Genomic DNA, 15363 nt, shown 5'->3' on the forward strand with positions numbered 1-15363 from the left:
AAAAATGGAGGCGTTCGAACGGCGGCGCGACCGCTTCGCGCTGTTCAATGCGATGGACAGCGCCGCGGTCAACATCTGCTTCCCGCTCGAGCTGCCGGATTTCCGGCCCTGGTGCAAGGAACAGGGCCTGGCCCCCTTCCACGTGCTGCTGTGCGCGGTGCTGCGCGCAGTGCTCAAGGTGGAGAACTTCCGCTACCGCCTGCTGGACGGCGAGGTATTCCGGATCGAGCGCCTGCGGCCGTCCTTCACCGTGATCAACCAGCACCAGGACCTGAATTTCGCCCTGTTCGATTGGAGCGACGACCTGCGCGAATTCGTGGCGCGCGGCATTGCGGCGCGCGAACAAGCCTCGGCGATGACGGAACTGAACGAAGCCTACCGCAGCCTCGGCCCGCGCGAAGCAAAGGAGCAGGTCTTCATCACCTGCATTCCCTGGCTGGCCTTCACCTCCATCCAGCACCCCAGCGCCTCGCTGGCGCATCCGGACATTCCCTCGCTCGCCTGGGGCAAGTTCCGCGACGCGCCGGGCGGCCGCCTGGAGCTGCCGTTCTCGGTGCAGGCCCACCACGGATTCGTCGACGGCTTTCACATCCACCAGCTTGCGCAGCAGATTGCCGGCGAGCTGGAGGCGATCATTTCGCCAGCGGCTTGACGACCTCGAGCAGGCTGACGAGAAGCTTGCCCGGCTCTTCCCACGGAACCATGTGGGCCGAGCGCTCGAACCAGACGATGCGCTTGTGGGGGGCGTCCACCTTGTTCATCCAATCGATCGTCGGCGCGGCCGGCGTCGTGTAGTCGTGCCGGCCCAGGAACATCACGACCGGGATCGGGAAACGCTTCACGCTTGAGAAATCGACTTCGAGGAATTCCGGCAGAACCCGGCCCAAGGTCAGCATGCTGCCCTTGTCGATGTCCTTCACCTGCGCCGGCGTGTATTCCGGCGAGAGCAGCGGGCCGCGGTGGAAGTAGCCGGACTCGCTGCGGAAGGCGGACAGGCCGCCGTAGTGCTGCGGCCATTTGCGGGCGACGACGATGCGCTCGCGCGTGATCGGCCGGTCGCCGGGGTAGGGCGCGATCGTGGCCATCTCCTTGATCGCCTGCTCGTTGTTCTCACGCTTGGCGCGCTCGTAGCCGTATTCGAAACTGATGCGTTCGTTCTCGCGCACGTTCAGCACCTGGCCGATGCCGACGTAGGCGTGGAACAGGTCGGGGCGCTTGAGCGCCGCGCGCATGCCGACGATCGTTCCCCAGCTATGGCCCATCAGGACCAGCTTGCGCTTGCCGTAGCGCGCCTTGAGGTGTTCCGCCACTTCGATCGCATCGTCGACATAGCGCTCGATGCGGATCGTTTCGCCGACCTTGTCGGGATCGGCTTCGCCATAGCTCTTGCCTGCGCCGCGCTGGTCCCAGTTTACGACCGTAAAATATTCCTCGATCGGGCGCTGGAACTGCCACATGGTCGGCGTCACCGGCGAGGCCGGGCCGCCGTGCACGAACAGGATCATCGGATTGTCGCGGTCCTGGCCACGCACGCTGAGCCACTGGTCGATGCCGCCGATGCGGGTCTTGTACGACTCCTGCACGCCGGTGGGGGCACTGATGCGGCTCAGGTCCTCGATGATGGTGCGCGCCTTCGCGTACGGATCAGGCGTTTCCTGCGCCGTCGCGGCGGAGCAGGCCAGCGCAAACAGTGCGCCGCAGAGCAGCCAGGTCTTTTTCATGCCGTTCCTTTCACTGTAAAAAAATGGAGCATAGCGCCGGGCTTGTATGCCTACAACTGATGTGTGACGAAGTGCACGAACGGCGGTATGAAACGAAAAAAGCCACGCGGTCTTGCGAGCGCGTGGCTTCCTCATGCATGGCGCCCCGAGGCGCCGGCAGGCTTATTGCACGCCCATTTCCTTCAGCAGGTTGTCGGCCTTGTCCACATGCTTCATGTTCCACAGCATGTAGCGGCTGTCGACCTGGATCGAGCGGGTCATGGCCTTGTTGAAGTCCCAGTCCGAGATGATCGAATCCAGGGTGCCGTCGAAGGCCAGGCCGATCAGCTCGCCCTTCGAGTTCAGCGCGGCCGAACCCGAGTTGCCGCCGGTGATGTCCAGCGTTGCCAGGAAGTTGACCGGCACGGTCTTCAGTTTCGGATCGACGTACTTGCCGAAGTCCTTGGACTGGATCGCCGCCAGCTGGGCTTCCGGCGCGTTGAACTCGCCTTCGCCGGTGTGCTTGGCCACGATGCCCTTCGGGGTCGTGAACGCGGTCCAGGAACCGGTGCCGTCGGCGCCGACGTCACGGCCCATCACCTTGCCGAAGGTGACGCGCAGGGTGCCGTTGGCGTCCGGGTAGACGGCCTGGCCCTTGCTGTTCATGTAGGCGATCTTGGCGCGCATGTAGTTGCCGTAGGCTTGCTGGATCTTGCCCGCCATTTCCTCTTCCTTGGCTTCATCGCGCATCGACGCGTCGTACATCGCGACGGCGGCCTTGATGAAGCTGTCGTTCGAGGCCTGGAACTCGGCCGGCGACTTCTTCAGCCATGCGGCGCGCTCTTCCTTGTTGGCCAGCTTGGAGCCGGCGTAGATGCGGTCCAGCGCGGCCTTCAGCTCGGCGTCGCTCATGCCCGGCTTGATGCCGAGGGCGGCATCGAAGGCGGCGTCATGCTCGGCAGCCGGCTGCGCGTTGTACTTGGTGAGGAAGTTCAGCACCAGCGCCTTGTCGACCTTTTCGTCGTAGGTGCGGTCCTGGCCGGTGATGACCGAGGTCCAGCGCGCCAGGTCGCGTTCCTGGAAGCCGGTCTTGCGCTCGGCGTCCGGCTTGGTGCGCTCGTTGGCCAGGCGGTACAGCGAACGCGCCGAGGACAGGAACTTCGGCTGGGCGTACGACAGGTAGAAGCCCTTCTTGGCGTTGGCGTCGCGCTCGGCGATCAGCTTCTCGGCCTGCTCGATGTCGGCGGCGTACTGCGCCTTGCGCGCCGGGGTGGCGTTGACCCAGGCTTTCAGGGCGTTGTGCTCGGCCGTCTTACGCTGCAGGAAGTCGCTGTTCGCGTACGAGGTCAGCATGCCCTTGCGGTTCTTGTAGTAGTTGTTGACGCCGGCGATCTGGCCTGCGTACTTGAGCTTGGCGGCCGGGTCGTTCTTGGTCTCGCGCTCGATGATCGCCAGGGTCTCGCCCGATGCCTGCACGAAGGCCGGGTAGTTCCAGGTGAAGGTCGATTCGACTTCCGACGGCAGGCGGTGGCGGTTAGTGCGGCCCGGGTAGCCCAGCACCATCACGAAGTCGCCTTCCTTGGCGCTGGCGCTCGGGTCGGCGATCTTCAGCACGTGCTTCGGCTTGTACGGCACGTTGTCCTGCGAGAACTCGGCGGCCTTGCCGTCCTTGCTCACATAGGCGCGGTAGAAGCCGTAGTCGCCGGTGTGGCGCGGCCACATCCAGTTGTCGGTGTCGCCGCCGAACTTGCCGACGCCGGCCGGCGGTGCGTGCACCAGGCGCACGTCACGGATCTCGAGCTGCTTCAGGCGGTAGAACTCCAGGCCGCCGTAGAAGCTGGCCACGGTGCAGCGGTAGCCGGCATCCTTTTCGCACTCGGCCACCAGCTTCTTCTGGTTCTTCTCGATGGCGTCGATACGTGCCTTGCCGGTCAGCTTGGCGACGTCCGGGGTGATGATCTGGTTGGTGACGTTGGCCACTTCCTCGGTCACGTAGACACGGCTGCCCGGTGCGGCCGGCAGCTCTTCGCCCAGGGTCTTGGCCAGGAAGCCGTTGGCCAGCAGGTCGCGTTCCGGGGTCGAGTTGACCGCGATGCTGTTGTACACGCAATGGTGGTTGGTGACGACCAGGCCCTGCGGCGAGACGAACGAGGCCGAGCAGCCGCCCAGGCTCACGATCGCGCCCATCGGGAATTCGGTCAGCTTGGTCAGGGTGGACGGATCCAGCTTGAGGCCGGCGGCTTTCAGTTGCTTGGCTACTTGTGGCAGCTGCTGCGGCATCCACATGCCTTCGTCCGCGTGTGCGGCGAAGCTGGTCAGGATGGCCAGCGAGAGGAGGGTCTTTTTCATTCGCGTCTGTCTTTATGGAAGTGGGAACTCTTGGGCTCCGCGGAGCATCCGTGAGTATCCGTAATCCATATATGCATCGTCAACCAATATTTCGTACCGACAAACGCGTAGTTTTCCAACAGAAACTATAGCTGGGCGCTGAACACGGAGGCCACGCCCGTCGTCAGGCGCTCCCATAAGGACCGCTCGCGATGTTCCGCTTTCGTGACCGGGTTCGCGTGCTTCCAGTCATCCTCGAAGATGGCGGTCTGCTCGCGCGCGAAGCCTTCGTGCAGCACGTTGAGGTTGGCCTCGTCGTTGATGCTGAAGGAGCGGTTGTCGAAGTTGGTCGAGCCGACCGACACCAGCAGGTTGTCGACGATCAGGGCCTTCACGTGGTACATCGTGGGCTGGTATTCGGCCAGCTTGACGCCCGCAGCCAGCAGTTCGCCCCAGCGCTCGCGCGAAGCGGCCTTGACCAGGTCCGAATCGATGATCTTGCCCGGCATCAGGATGCGCACGCGCACGCCGCGTTTCGCCGCTTCGATCAGGGTGCGGATGGTGAGCTCGTCGGGCACGAAATAGGCCGCGGACAAGTCGATGGTCTTGCGCGCCGAGGTGATCGCCATCAGGTACATCAGGTGCATCGACTCGGCGCCGCCGGTCGGCGAGCTCGAGAACATCTGGGCCGGCATGTCGCCCACGTGCTGCAGGGCCGGGAAGTAATCGGCGCCGTCGAGCACGGTGCCGGTGGCCTTGGTCCAGTTGTCGTTGAACACGGCCTGCACCTGGCCGACCACCGGTCCTTCGATGCGGAAATGGGTGTCGCGCCAGTGGTCCTTGTCCTGGGCATTGCCGCGCCATTGGTCGGCGATGCCGACCCCGCCGGTGAAGCCGACCTTGCCGTCGATCACCAGGAGCTTGCGGTGGGTGCGGTTGTTCAGGCGCGCCAGCTTCCACCAGACCGGCTTGTGGTAGCGCTGCACCTGCACGCCGGCCTGTTTCATGGCGTCGATCTGGGCCAGGTCGAGCTTGAGGCTGCCCATGAAATCCAGCATCACGTGGACTTTCACGCCGGCGCGGGCGCGCTCGATCAGGGCCTCGGTGAATTCCTTGCCGATCGAGCCGGACCAGTAGATATAGGTTTCGAAGGTGATGCTCTTCTTGGCCGAGCGGATCGCATCGAGCATGGCCGGGAAGATCTGGTCGCCGTTGAGCAGGACCTCGACCTTGTTCCCTTCCAGGATGGGCGGGCCGAGCAGGACCCCGAGCGAGCGGCGGAACTGCGGGTCGTTGGTATCGTACTGCCGGGTCAGGCGGGTGTCGATTTGCGTTTCGCTCGGCATGAAATTGAGCGCGAGCACCCCGCCGACCAGCGTGAGGGCGGCCGTGACGAGGATGGTCCAGAATCGTTTGGGTGATAGTAGGGACATACGGAAAGACCGATGGAACTGCGGGCGTAAAAAAACCAACGCATGAAGCGTTGGTTTTTAGCTAGGGCTACCCGATTGCCGATTAGCGAACACGGCCGCGACGCAGCAGGTTCACGATCGCCAGCAGGATGACAGCACCCAGGAACGAAACCAGCAGCGACGAAACGCTGAAGTCATCGGAGTTGATGGTGCCGGTGCCGAACAGCGGCGACAGCAGCCAGCCACCCAGGAAGGCGCCAACGATACCAACCACGACGTTGAGAATCATGCCTTGCTCTGCGTCGGTCTTCATGACCATGCTGGCCAGCCAGCCCAGAATGCCACCGACAACGATCCAAATGATGAATAACATGGTGTACCTCCTTCAAGTGTAAGAAAACATACCCCCAGGCCCTTGAATTGCCGTGGCCATGGAGAAAAGTCTAGAGACCAGTCCCCTTCAGGTCGGTGCGGCAACGAACGTTAGACGGCGAATCTGCAAGCCTGTTCTGCCGCTTCGAATTGTTGAGCGAAAAGAACCGGGTAGGGTGCGTCAGCGAACAGAAGAGGTCTTGTGCCGGGCATAAGGTTTCAACACTTGCAAGATCGATTTTGTCTGCAGGACCCAGCACCTGAACCTTCTGAAAGGATTCGCCATGAGCAACTACGATTCGAATAACACCAACCAGAATTCCCGCATGGTCACTGGCCTGTTCCCCGACCGTGCCAGCGCAGAACGTGCATATTCCTCGATCTCGACCCGCGGTTACACCAAAGACGACGTCAACCTGATGATGTCGGACGAAGCACGCAAGACCCATTTCGGCGACACCGATACTGAACTGGGCAGCAAGGCCGCCGAAGGCGCCGGCATCGGCGCCGGCATCGGCGGCACCATCGGCGCCGTCCTGGCAGGCATCGCCGCCGTCGGCACCACCCTCGTGCTGCCTGGCCTGGGCGTGGTCGTCGCCGGCCCGCTGGCAGCGGCCCTGGCCGGCGCCGGCGCCGGCGGCATCACCGGTGGCCTGATCGGCGCGCTGATCGGCGCCGGCATCCCGGAAGACCGTGCTGCCCACTATGAAGAAGGCATCAAGCGCGGCGGCATCGTGATGGGCGTGAACGCCCGTTCGGACGAAGATGCGCGCCACATCCAGCAATCCTGGACCGACAGCGGCGGCACCCACATCATCGGCACCGGCGTCGGCGCCCTGGGTGGCGCGGCAGCCGGCGCCGCCATTGGTTCGGCGGCCGGCCCGGTCGGCACCGTGGCGGGCGCCGCCATCGGCGCGGTCACCGGCGGCATCGCCGGCAAGGGCGTGGGCGAAGTCGTCAACCCGAAAGCGGGCGACGACCTGTCGGAACACTACCTGGCCAAGGGCGTCGGCGCCAGCAGCGGCGCGGCCGTGGGCGCGATGGCCGGCGCGGCCGGCGGCCCGATCGGCATGGCTGCCGGTGCGGTGGTCGGCGGCCTGGCCGGCGGCGCAGCCGGCAAGGGCGCGGGCGAAGTCGTGAACCCGAAAGCGGGCGATGAGCTGCACGACCATAACCTGGCGCAGGGCGTCGGCGGCGCCGGCGGCGCTGCGGCCGGCGCGGTTGCCGGTTCGGTGGCGGGCCCGGTCGGCGCCGCAGCGGGCGCCGTGATCGGCGGCCTGGCCGGCGGCGCGGCAGGCAAGGGCACCGGCGAAGTCGTGAACCCGAAACCGGGCGACGAACTGCATGACCACCACCTGGGCACCGGCGTCGGTGCGGCTGGCGGCGCTGCGGTCGGCGGCGCGGTGCTGGGCGGCGCGGTCGGCGGCCCGGTCGGCGCGGTGGCTGGCGCCGGCATCGGCGCGGCCGTCGGCGGCATGGCCGGCAAGGGCGTGGCCAAGATGGTCAACCCGCAGGAGGAAGACGCCCACTGGCGCAATGCTTACCAGACCCAGCCGTACTACACCCCGGGCTACACCTACGACGACTACGCACCGGCCTATGCGCTGGGCTACAACTCGGCAGGCCGCTACCCGGGCGGCTACGACATGCACGAAAACGAGCTGTCGACCGAATGGGAACGCACCAAGGGCAATTCGCGCCTGAGCTGGGAGCAGGCCAAGCACGCTTCGCGCGCCGCATGGCACAAGGTCGAGCGCGCCATCCCGGGTGATGCGGACCGCGACGGCCGCTGATCGCTGACGGCGTCCTGACGTAAAAAAGCCTCGGTTCCTTGCGGGACCGAGGCTTTTTCCATGCTGAGCGAGCGATTACTGCTTGACCGCTTCCACCTGGATCGCCAGCTTCACTTCCGGCGAGAACTTCGGCAGGCCGAAGTTGATGCCGAAGTCGCTGCGCTGGAAGCTGCCGGTCACGTCGGCGCCGCACACTTCGCGCTTGAGCATCGGGTGGTCGATGCACTTGAACTTGTTGATGGTCAGGGTCAGCGGCTTGGTCACGCCGTGCAGGGTCAGCTCGCCTTCGGCCGAGGTCGGGACGTCGCCGGTGAACTTGATCGACTTCGACTTGAAGGTCGCGGTCGGGAATTGGGCGGCGTCGAAGATGTCCGGCTTCTTGGCGTGCTCGTTCATCTTGTCGTGGCCGAAGTCGATGCTGTCGATGTACACGGTGATGTCGAGGGTGCCGGTTTTCTTCGCGCGGTCGAGGGTCACGGTGCCGTCGGTCTTGTTGAACTTGCCGCGCCAGACCGAGATGCCCATGTGGTCGGCCTCGAAGCTCGGATAGGTGTGGTTCGGCTCGATCTTGTAGGTGTCGGCGGCGAAGGCGATGCCGGCGCCGAGGGTGCTCGAAGCGGCCAGGGCGGCGATCAGGTGCTTGATTTTCATGGAATGATTCCTTGCGTGTGTTGAGATGTTTGCTGGGGTGATTACTGGCCCGCCGTGACGCGGAACTTGATGACAACCTCATCGGCGACCATGCTCGTGTCCTTCCACTCGCCTTCGCCGATGTTGAACGCCAGCCGCTTGATCGGCAGCTGGCCTTCGAATACCTGTTTGCCGCCTTCTGCCTTGACGCTCAGCGGGAAGCTGACGTTGGCGCTGCGGCCCTTGATGGTGAGCTTGCCGCTCACGTTCAGCTTGCCCGCGCCGGCCGGGGCGATCGCGGTCGACACGAAGCTCGCCTTCGGGAACTGGGCGGTGTTGAACCATTCCTTCTTGGCGACTTCCTTGTTGTAGTCCGGGTCGCCCAGGTCGAGGCTGGCCGTCTGGATCTCGACGCTCGCTTTCGACGCGGCCGGCTTGGCGGCGTCGTAGTCGATCTGCGCAGCAAACTGCTTGAACTTCGCCTCGACCGGCACGCCCATCTGCTTGAAGGTGGCCGTCACGCTGCTTTTCGCCGGGTCGGTTTTCAGGGGCGCCGCGATGGCGACGGCGCTGGCCAGCAGCGAGGCCAGCAGCAGGCTTTTCATGGGTTTCATCAAGACTCCTTACGGGTAGAGAAAGGCAGCATGCGCGCCATCACGCCGTCGCGGTCGACGAGCAGGTGCTTGAACGCGGCCGCCACGTGCAGGCCGACGAGCAGCGCCAGCAGCATGTTGAGCCAGTAGTGGACATCCTTCAGGATGACTTTCAGGGCCGGATCCGGCCCCATCAGCACCGGCAGTTCGACCACGCCGAACCAGACGATCGGATAGCCGGTCGCCAGGCTGTAGAAATAGCCGGACAGGGGCACTGCGAACATCAGGATGTACAGCAGCCAATGCAGGCCATGGGAGGCGCCGCGCTGCCAGGCCGGCATTTCGTCGGCGTAGGCCGGCGGATGACGAAACAGGCGCCACAGCAGGCGCAGGGCGGCAAGCAGCAGCACCGTCACGCCGGCCCATTTGTGCCAGTTGAAATACTTCAGCTTGGTCGGCGTGATGCCCGGGATATCGGTCATGACCAGCCCGAGCGTGAAGGTCCCGATGATCAGCAGGGCGATCAGCCAGTGCAGGACGATGGCCGGGATGGTATAGCGATGCATAAAGATTATATTTAGGAAAGTCGTACGTGTTAGAACTAACTATACCAGTCTTTATCTTATGCTGCTGAAAGGGACATTTTTCCGCCGAGTACACTAGCACGGATTGCAAAAGCTGCACAGCCGGGGTGTCCGGAATGTAAAATTCAACCAACGCATTGTTTATCAAAGATAACTGGCGACAGTATGTAAAGCCAGGGAGCAAGAATATGAATGCCCTCACACCGCCGACCCGCCATTGCCCGGGGCTACTCAAGCATGTGGCCGCGGCCTGCCTCGGCCTGGTGATCGCGCTCGGCGCCAATGCGGAAGAAGTGCCTGTAAGCCGCCCCGACAACCTGGCCGACCTGTCGATCGAAGAGCTGGCCAACATCCCGGTGATGTCGGTCTCCAAGCGCCCCGAGCGCCTGCAGGACGCCGCCGCGGCCGTGTTCGTCATCACCGCCGAGGACATCCGCCGCTCCGGCGCCGCCACCCTGCCGGAAGTGCTGCGCCTGGCCCCGAACCTGCACGTGGCGCGCATCAACGGCTACAGCTATTCGATCAGTGCGCGCGGCATGAACCAGAGCGGCAACAGCTATTCGAACAAGCTGCTGGTGCTGATCGACGGCCGCTCGGTGTATACGCCGCTGTTTTCCGGCGTGTTCTGGGATGCCCAGGAAGTGCTGCTCGAAGACGTCGAGCGCATCGAAGTGGTCAGCGGCCCCGGTGGGGTGCTGTGGGGCCTGAACGCGGTCAACGGCGTCATCAACATCACCACCCGCTCCGCGCGCGACACCCAGGGCAGCCTGGCGGCCGTGCAGGCCGCGACCGACGGCGCCACCGTCTCCTACCGCCACGGCGGCACCCTGGAGAACGGCATCGCCTGGCGCGTGTTCGGCAAGACCACGCGGCGCGAAGACAGCGAGCTGGCCAGCGGCGCCCTGGTCGACGACGCCTACCGGCGCAGCCTGGTGGGCGTGCGCGCCGACTGGGAGCGCGGCACGGATCGTTTCAGCCTGGTCGGCAATGCCTACCGCGGGCGCTTCGACCAGCCGGCCCCGGGCGAGATCGCCGCGCCCGGCGTGCCCGCCACCCTGGGCCGGGTACGCTCGGACGGCGTCAACCTGAGCGCACGCTGGGAGCGTGCCCTGGACGACGGCGCCAGCCTGATGGCGCAGGCCTATTTCGACCACACGCTGCGCCGCACCGCGCCCTTGTTCGGCGAGCGCCTGTACACCACCGACCTGCAGTTCCAGCACACCCTGGCGCAGCTCGGACGGCACCGGATCGTCTGGGGCGCGAACTACCGCCACAGCCGCGACCGGGTCGACAACAGCGCCACCGTCGCCTTCCTGCCGGCGCGCACCACCCAGCAATGGGCCAGCCTGTTCGCGCAGGACGAGATCAACCTGCGCCAGGACTGGTACCTGACCCTGGGCAGCCGCCTCGAGTACAACGAATACACCGGCACCGAATGGCTGCCGAGCGCGCGCCTGTCCTGGCGCCTGTCGCCCCAGCACGCCTTGTGGGCGGCGGCCTCGCGCACCGTGCGCGCGCCTTCGCGCCTCGACGTCGACGCCTTCCTGCCGGGCCGCCCGCCCTACCTGCTGCGCGGCGGACCGCAGGTGCGCGGCGAGGTGGCCCGGGTGTTCGAGCTGGGCTACCGCGGCAACCCGGTGCCTGCGCTCGCGTATTCCGTGACCCTGTTCCACCACGATTACGACTACCTGCGCACGACCGAGACCAATCCGGCCGGCTTCATCACCTTCGACAGCCTGATGGAAGGGCGCTCGAGCGGCATCGAGGCCTGGGGCAACTGGCAGGCGGCCGAGCGCTGGCGCCTGTCGGCCGGCTGGACCGCCATGCACCAGAAGCTGCGCCTGAAGCCGGGCAGCACCGACGTGAACGCCACCCGCGTGGCGGAGCGCGACCCGGCGCATACCTTCCAGCTGCGCTCGATCTACGGCATCGACGACCGGCGCGACATCGAGCTCGCGCTGCGCAAGGTGGCGGGCAAGTCCTTCCCGGACGTGCCGTCCTATACGGCGCTCGACGCGCGCTTCGGCTGGCGCATCCGGCCGGGACTGGAGCTGGCGCTGACCGGCGAGAACCTCACCGGCGGGCATGCGGAATACGGGACGATCCTGGCGCGGGCCGAGATCGAGCGCCGGCTCGGGGTGAAGCTGTTGTGGGAGTATTGAACCGCGCATGAACATGCGCGGCATGGGACGGGCGGCATGGCCGCCCGTCCCGCGGATCAGATGGCTTTCGCCAGGTCGGCTGCCAGGCCGGTGTAGTTCGCCGGCGTCATGTGCAGCAGCAGGTCCTTGGCTTCCTGCGGGATCGCCAGCTTGCCGATGAACTCCTGCAGCGCTTCGCGGGTGATGCCCTTGCCGCGGGTGAGCTCCTTCAGCTGCTCGTACGGGTTCTCGATGCCGTAGCGGCGCATCACGGTCTGCACCGGCTCGGCCAGCACTTCCCAGCTCGCGTCCAGGTCGGCTTCCAGGCGCGCCGCGTTCACTTCCAGCTTGTTCAGGCCGCGCAGGCAGCTGTCGTAGGCCAGCAGCGCGTAGCCGAAGCCGACGCCGATGTTGCGCAGCACGGTCGAATCGGTCAGGTCGCGCTGCATGCGCGAGACCGGCAGCTTCTCGGCCATGTGGCGCAGCACCGCGTTGGCCAGGCCCAGGTTGCCTTCCGAGTTCTCGAAGTCGATCGGGTTGACCTTGTGCGGCATGGTCGACGAACCGATCTCGCCCGCCTTGAGTTTCTGCTTGAAGTAGCCGAGCGAGACGTAGGTCCAGATGTCGCGGTTCAGGTCGAGCAGGATGGTGTTGGCGCGCGCGATGGCGTCGAACATCTCGGCCATGTAGTCGTGCGGCTCGATCTGGATGGTGTACGGGTTGAACACCAGGCCCAGGCGCTGCTCGATGACTTCCTTCGAGAAGGCCGGCCAGTCGAAGCCCGGGTAGGCCGACAGGTGCGCGTTGTAGTTGCCGACCGCGCCGTTCATCTTGCCGAGGATCTCGACGTCGGCGATGCGCTTGACGGCACGCTGCAGGCGCGCGACCACGTTGGCGAATTCCTTGCCCAGGGTGGTCGGGCTGGCGGTCTGGCCGTGGGTGCGCGACAGCATCGGCAGCGCCGCATTGGTATGCGCGATCTCGGTCAGCTTGGCGATGATGTTCTGGAGGGCCGGCAGCAGCACGCCGTCGCGCGCGGCTTTCAGCATCATGCCGTGCGAGGTGTTGTTGATGTCTTCCGAGGTGCAGCCGAAGTGGATGAATTCGCTCGCCGCCACCAGCTCCGGCACGTCCTTCACCTGCTCCTTGAGCCAGTATTCCACCGCCTTGACGTCGTGGTTGGTGACCGCCTCGATCTCCTTGATGCGCGCCGCTTCGGCGTCGCCGAAGTTCGCGGCCATGCGCTCGAGATGAGCGTTCGCTTCGCTCGAGAACGGCTTGATCTCCGGGAAGCCGGCCTGCGACAGCGCCTGCAGCCAGGCGATTTCCACCTTCACGCGGTGGTGCATGAAGCCGGCTTCGGACAGGATCGGGCGCAGCTTGTCGGTTTTCGACGCATAGCGGCCGTCCAGCGGGGACAGGGCCGACAGGGTAGGGGAGGGGACGGTAGAGGTCATGGCGGGCGGTCCGTGCAAAAACGCGGATTTTACCACCGGGAGGCGCGCGCAGCCTTGTGCAGGCCACGCCGCGGACGGCCCGGGAGGCTCGTCCGGCGCAGACAGGCGCCGAAATGGCGATGCTATACTGGCATCCAATCCTCAAATTCGGGCATGTATGAAACTCATCGGTTCCTTCACCAGTCCCTATGTGCGTAAAGTCCGCGTCGTGATGGCGGACAAGAAGCTCGATGTCAGCTTTGTGCAAGAAAACGTGTGGGTCCCGGAGACCACCATCCAGCAGGTCAACCCGCTCGGCAAGATCCCCTGCCTGATCATGGAAGACGGCAGCACGTTGTACGACTCGCGCGTGATCGCCGAATACCTCGACACCATCTCCCCGGTCTGCAAGCTGCTGCCGCCGAATGGCCGCGAGCGCACCGAAGTCAAGGTCTGGGAAGCCCTGGCCGATGGCGTGCTCGATGCCGCGATCCTGGTCTTCCTCGAGCGGCGCGAGCGCCCCCCGGAGCAGCAGAGCGCCAAGTGGATCGAGCGCCAGATGGGCAAGGTGCATGCCGGCCTGCGCGAGATGTCCACCCGCCTGGGCGAGTCGAGCTACTGCATGGGCATCCACTACACGCTGGCCGACGTCGCCGTCGGCTGCGCGCTGGGCTGGCTGGCTTTCCGCTTCCCCGACATCGACTGGCGCGGCGACTACCCGAACCTGGCGCGCCTGGCCGACAAACTCGCCGAGCGTCCGTCGTTCCGCGACACCGTTCCTTTCGTCGCGTGAACCCGCCCGCCACCACCGTCGTCTTCGGCGAAGCGCTGGTCGACGACTTCACCACCGAGCAGGTGGTCGGCGGCGCGCCCTTCAATGTGGCGCGCCATCTGGCGGCCTTCATGGCGCCGCAGCTGATGCTCACCCGCATCGGCAAGGACCAGCCGGGCCAGGCGGTGCGCGCCGAGTTCGAGCGCTTCGCAATGAGCGAGGCCGGCCTGCAGGTCGATGCGATGGAGGAGACCGGCCGCGTGCTGGTCGAACGCGGCGCCCGCGGCGGCCACCGCTTCACCATCCTGCCGAACCAGGCCTACGATTTCATCGACCGGGCCCAGGCCGAGGCGGCAGTGGAACATGCGCAGCCCGGCATCTTCTATTTCGGCACCCTGGCCCAGCGCCACGAGCGCTCGCGCGCCACCCTGATGGCGCTGCTGCGCGCCACGCCGGCGCTGCGCTACCTCGACCTGAACCTGCGCGAAGGCCAGGTGGACGAGCGCACCGTCACGCGCTCGCTGCAGGAAGCCAACATCGCCAAGGTCAACGAGGAAGAATTGCAGGCAATGTTCGGCTGGTATTTCCAGATCAAGCCGGACGATGCCGCGATGGCGGCCGAAGAAGTGCACGCCTCGTGCCAGGCGCTGCTGCAGATGTTCTCGCTCGATGCGCTGATCGTCACGCTGGGGCACCGCGGCTCGGTGTACTTCGGCGCCGACGGGCAGGTGCTGATGCACCGCGATAACCCGGCGCCGCCCTTCGTCATCGACACGGTGGGGGCGGGGGACGCCTTCTCGGCGATTTTCCTACTGGGGAAGATGCGCGGCTGGCCGCTCGACCTGTCGCTGGCGCGCGCCAACGAGTTCGCGGGGGCGATCTGCGCGATTCCGGGGGCGGTCCCGCGGGATCTGGGGTTTTATGACCAGTGGATGAGGAAGTGGCGCTGAGCCGCAGCCCGGCCCGACAAACAAAACCCCGCACAGGCGGGGTTGTGTTTTTTATTCGCTGATCTGGCTCTGCAGGTAGTTCTGGATGCCGACCTTCACGATCAGGTCCAGCTGCGTCTCCAGCCACTCGATGTGCTCCTCGGTATCCTCGAGGATCATCAGGAACAGGTCGCGGGTCACGTAGTCCGCCGCCGCTTCCGCCGCCGCGATGCCTTCCTTGACCGTCACCTGGGCCGCGCGCTCGAGCTTGAGGTCGCATTCCAGCATTTCCTGGGTCGATTCACCGATGAGCAGCTTGTGCAGCGCCTGCAGGTTCGGCAGGCCGTCGAGCATCAGGATGCGGTCGATCAGCTTGTCTGCGTGCTTCATTTCGCCGATGGACTCGTCGTATTCCTTCTTCGCCAGCTTGCCGAAGCCCCAGTGGCGGTACATGCGCGCATGCAGGAAGTACTGGTTGATCGCGGTGAGTTCGTTGGTCAGCTGCGCGTTCAGCAGACGAAGAACGTTCTGGTCGCCTTTCATGTGATGCCCTTGATGATGTTGAATGGGCTCCATGATAACAAACAAGCAGCCCGCTTTTGGGTCGAAAACGCTGAAAAAGCCCGGGAAATGCAGTGAAAATCGAAAAAACCGGCGGGAATGACAAGCGTTC

14 protein-coding genes are annotated in these 15363 nt (G+C 65.2%); 5 read left to right on the plus strand and 9 right to left on the minus strand.

Annotated elements, in window-relative coordinates; genetic code table 11:
• Positions 1-4 precede the first annotated feature (4 nt).
• On the plus strand, positions 5-652 hold the full coding sequence (locus ACK6C6_RS00095; RefSeq protein ID WP_409265299.1) for a CatA-like O-acetyltransferase: 648 nt from the start codon (positions 5-7) through the stop codon (positions 650-652).
• On the opposite strand, the gene ACK6C6_RS00100 is transcribed toward ACK6C6_RS00095, so the two are convergent.
• The 4 genes from ACK6C6_RS00100 to ACK6C6_RS00115 form a co-directional block, all read right to left on the minus strand.
• Positions 633-1721 carry an alpha/beta fold hydrolase gene (locus tag ACK6C6_RS00100; RefSeq protein WP_409265300.1) on the minus strand — a complete coding sequence of 363 codons (1089 nt, stop codon included), beginning with the start codon at positions 1719-1721 and terminating at the stop codon, positions 633-635. The two genes, ACK6C6_RS00095 and ACK6C6_RS00100, sit on opposite strands and share 20 nt — an antisense overlap.
• A gap of 162 nt (positions 1722-1883) precedes the next feature.
• On the minus strand, positions 1884-4049 hold the full coding sequence (locus ACK6C6_RS00105; RefSeq protein ID WP_409265301.1) for a S46 family peptidase: 2166 nt from the start codon (positions 4047-4049) through the stop codon (positions 1884-1886).
• 125 nt (positions 4050-4174) lie between these two features.
• Entirely contained in the window at positions 4175-5461 is a 1287-nt protein-coding gene (cls, locus tag ACK6C6_RS00110) for a cardiolipin synthase (RefSeq protein ID WP_409265302.1), read from the minus strand.
• A gap of 82 nt (positions 5462-5543) precedes the next feature.
• The gene (locus ACK6C6_RS00115; RefSeq protein ID WP_036212790.1) at positions 5544-5813 is read right to left on the minus strand and encodes a GlsB/YeaQ/YmgE family stress response membrane protein; all 270 of its coding nucleotides are present in this window, start codon (positions 5811-5813) and stop codon (positions 5544-5546) included.
• Between the two features lie 283 nt (positions 5814-6096).
• Here ACK6C6_RS00115 and ACK6C6_RS00120 point away from each other — a divergent pair, with 283 nt between their 5' ends.
• Positions 6097-7605 (plus strand): hypothetical protein, encoded by a 1509-nt coding sequence (locus ACK6C6_RS00120; RefSeq protein ID WP_409265303.1) that lies wholly within the window; start codon positions 6097-6099, stop codon positions 7603-7605.
• Positions 7606-7680: 75 nt separating this feature from the next.
• Here ACK6C6_RS00120 and ACK6C6_RS00125 read toward each other — a convergent pair whose 3' ends face one another.
• Genes ACK6C6_RS00125 through ACK6C6_RS00135 form a run of 3 tightly spaced genes read right to left on the minus strand, consistent with a single transcriptional unit; the run spans position 7681 to position 9394 of the window.
• A complete protein-coding gene (locus tag ACK6C6_RS00125) occupies positions 7681-8256 on the minus strand; it encodes a YceI family protein (RefSeq protein WP_209587091.1) in 576 nt (191 codons plus the stop codon).
• A 41-nt stretch (positions 8257-8297) separates the two neighbouring features.
• On the minus strand, positions 8298-8849 hold the full coding sequence (locus tag ACK6C6_RS00130; protein WP_409265304.1) for a YceI family protein: 552 nt from the start codon (positions 8847-8849) through the stop codon (positions 8298-8300).
• Positions 8849-9394 carry a cytochrome b gene (locus ACK6C6_RS00135; protein WP_409265305.1) on the minus strand — a complete coding sequence of 182 codons (546 nt, stop codon included), beginning with the start codon at positions 9392-9394 and terminating at the stop codon, positions 8849-8851. Before ACK6C6_RS00135 ends, ACK6C6_RS00130 begins: the two co-directional genes overlap by 1 nt.
• A 206-nt stretch (positions 9395-9600) precedes the next feature.
• On the opposite strand from ACK6C6_RS00135, the gene ACK6C6_RS00140 reads away from it, so the two are divergent.
• Complete coding sequence (locus tag ACK6C6_RS00140) at positions 9601-11574, plus strand: TonB-dependent receptor plug domain-containing protein (protein ID WP_409265307.1); 1974 nt, start codon at positions 9601-9603, stop codon at positions 11572-11574.
• Positions 11575-11630: 56 nt separating this feature from the next.
• Here ACK6C6_RS00140 and purB read toward each other — a convergent pair whose 3' ends face one another.
• Positions 11631-13010: an adenylosuccinate lyase gene (purB, locus tag ACK6C6_RS00145; protein ID WP_409265308.1), complete on the minus strand. Its 1380-nt coding sequence runs from the start codon at positions 13008-13010 to the stop codon at positions 11631-11633.
• A gap of 157 nt (positions 13011-13167) precedes the next feature.
• On the opposite strand from purB, the gene ACK6C6_RS00150 reads away from it, so the two are divergent.
• Both ACK6C6_RS00150 and ACK6C6_RS00155 read left to right on the plus strand, forming a co-directional pair.
• Entirely contained in the window at positions 13168-13782 is a 615-nt protein-coding gene (locus ACK6C6_RS00150) for a glutathione S-transferase C-terminal domain-containing protein (RefSeq protein WP_209587095.1), read from the plus strand.
• Entirely contained in the window at positions 13779-14711 is a 933-nt protein-coding gene (locus tag ACK6C6_RS00155) for a PfkB family carbohydrate kinase (RefSeq protein ID WP_409265309.1), read from the plus strand. Before ACK6C6_RS00150 ends, ACK6C6_RS00155 begins: the two co-directional genes overlap by 4 nt.
• Positions 14712-14762: 51 nt before the next feature.
• On the opposite strand, the gene bfr is transcribed toward ACK6C6_RS00155, so the two are convergent.
• A complete protein-coding gene (bfr, locus tag ACK6C6_RS00160) occupies positions 14763-15233 on the minus strand; it encodes a bacterioferritin (RefSeq protein WP_027866505.1) in 471 nt (156 codons plus the stop codon).
• Positions 15234-15363 lie beyond the last annotated feature (130 nt).

Origin of the sequence: Massilia sp. BHUDP2 (genome assembly GCF_046236355.1) — a bacterium.
GTDB classification, from domain to species: Bacteria; Pseudomonadota; Gammaproteobacteria; order Burkholderiales; family Burkholderiaceae_D; genus Telluria; species Telluria varians.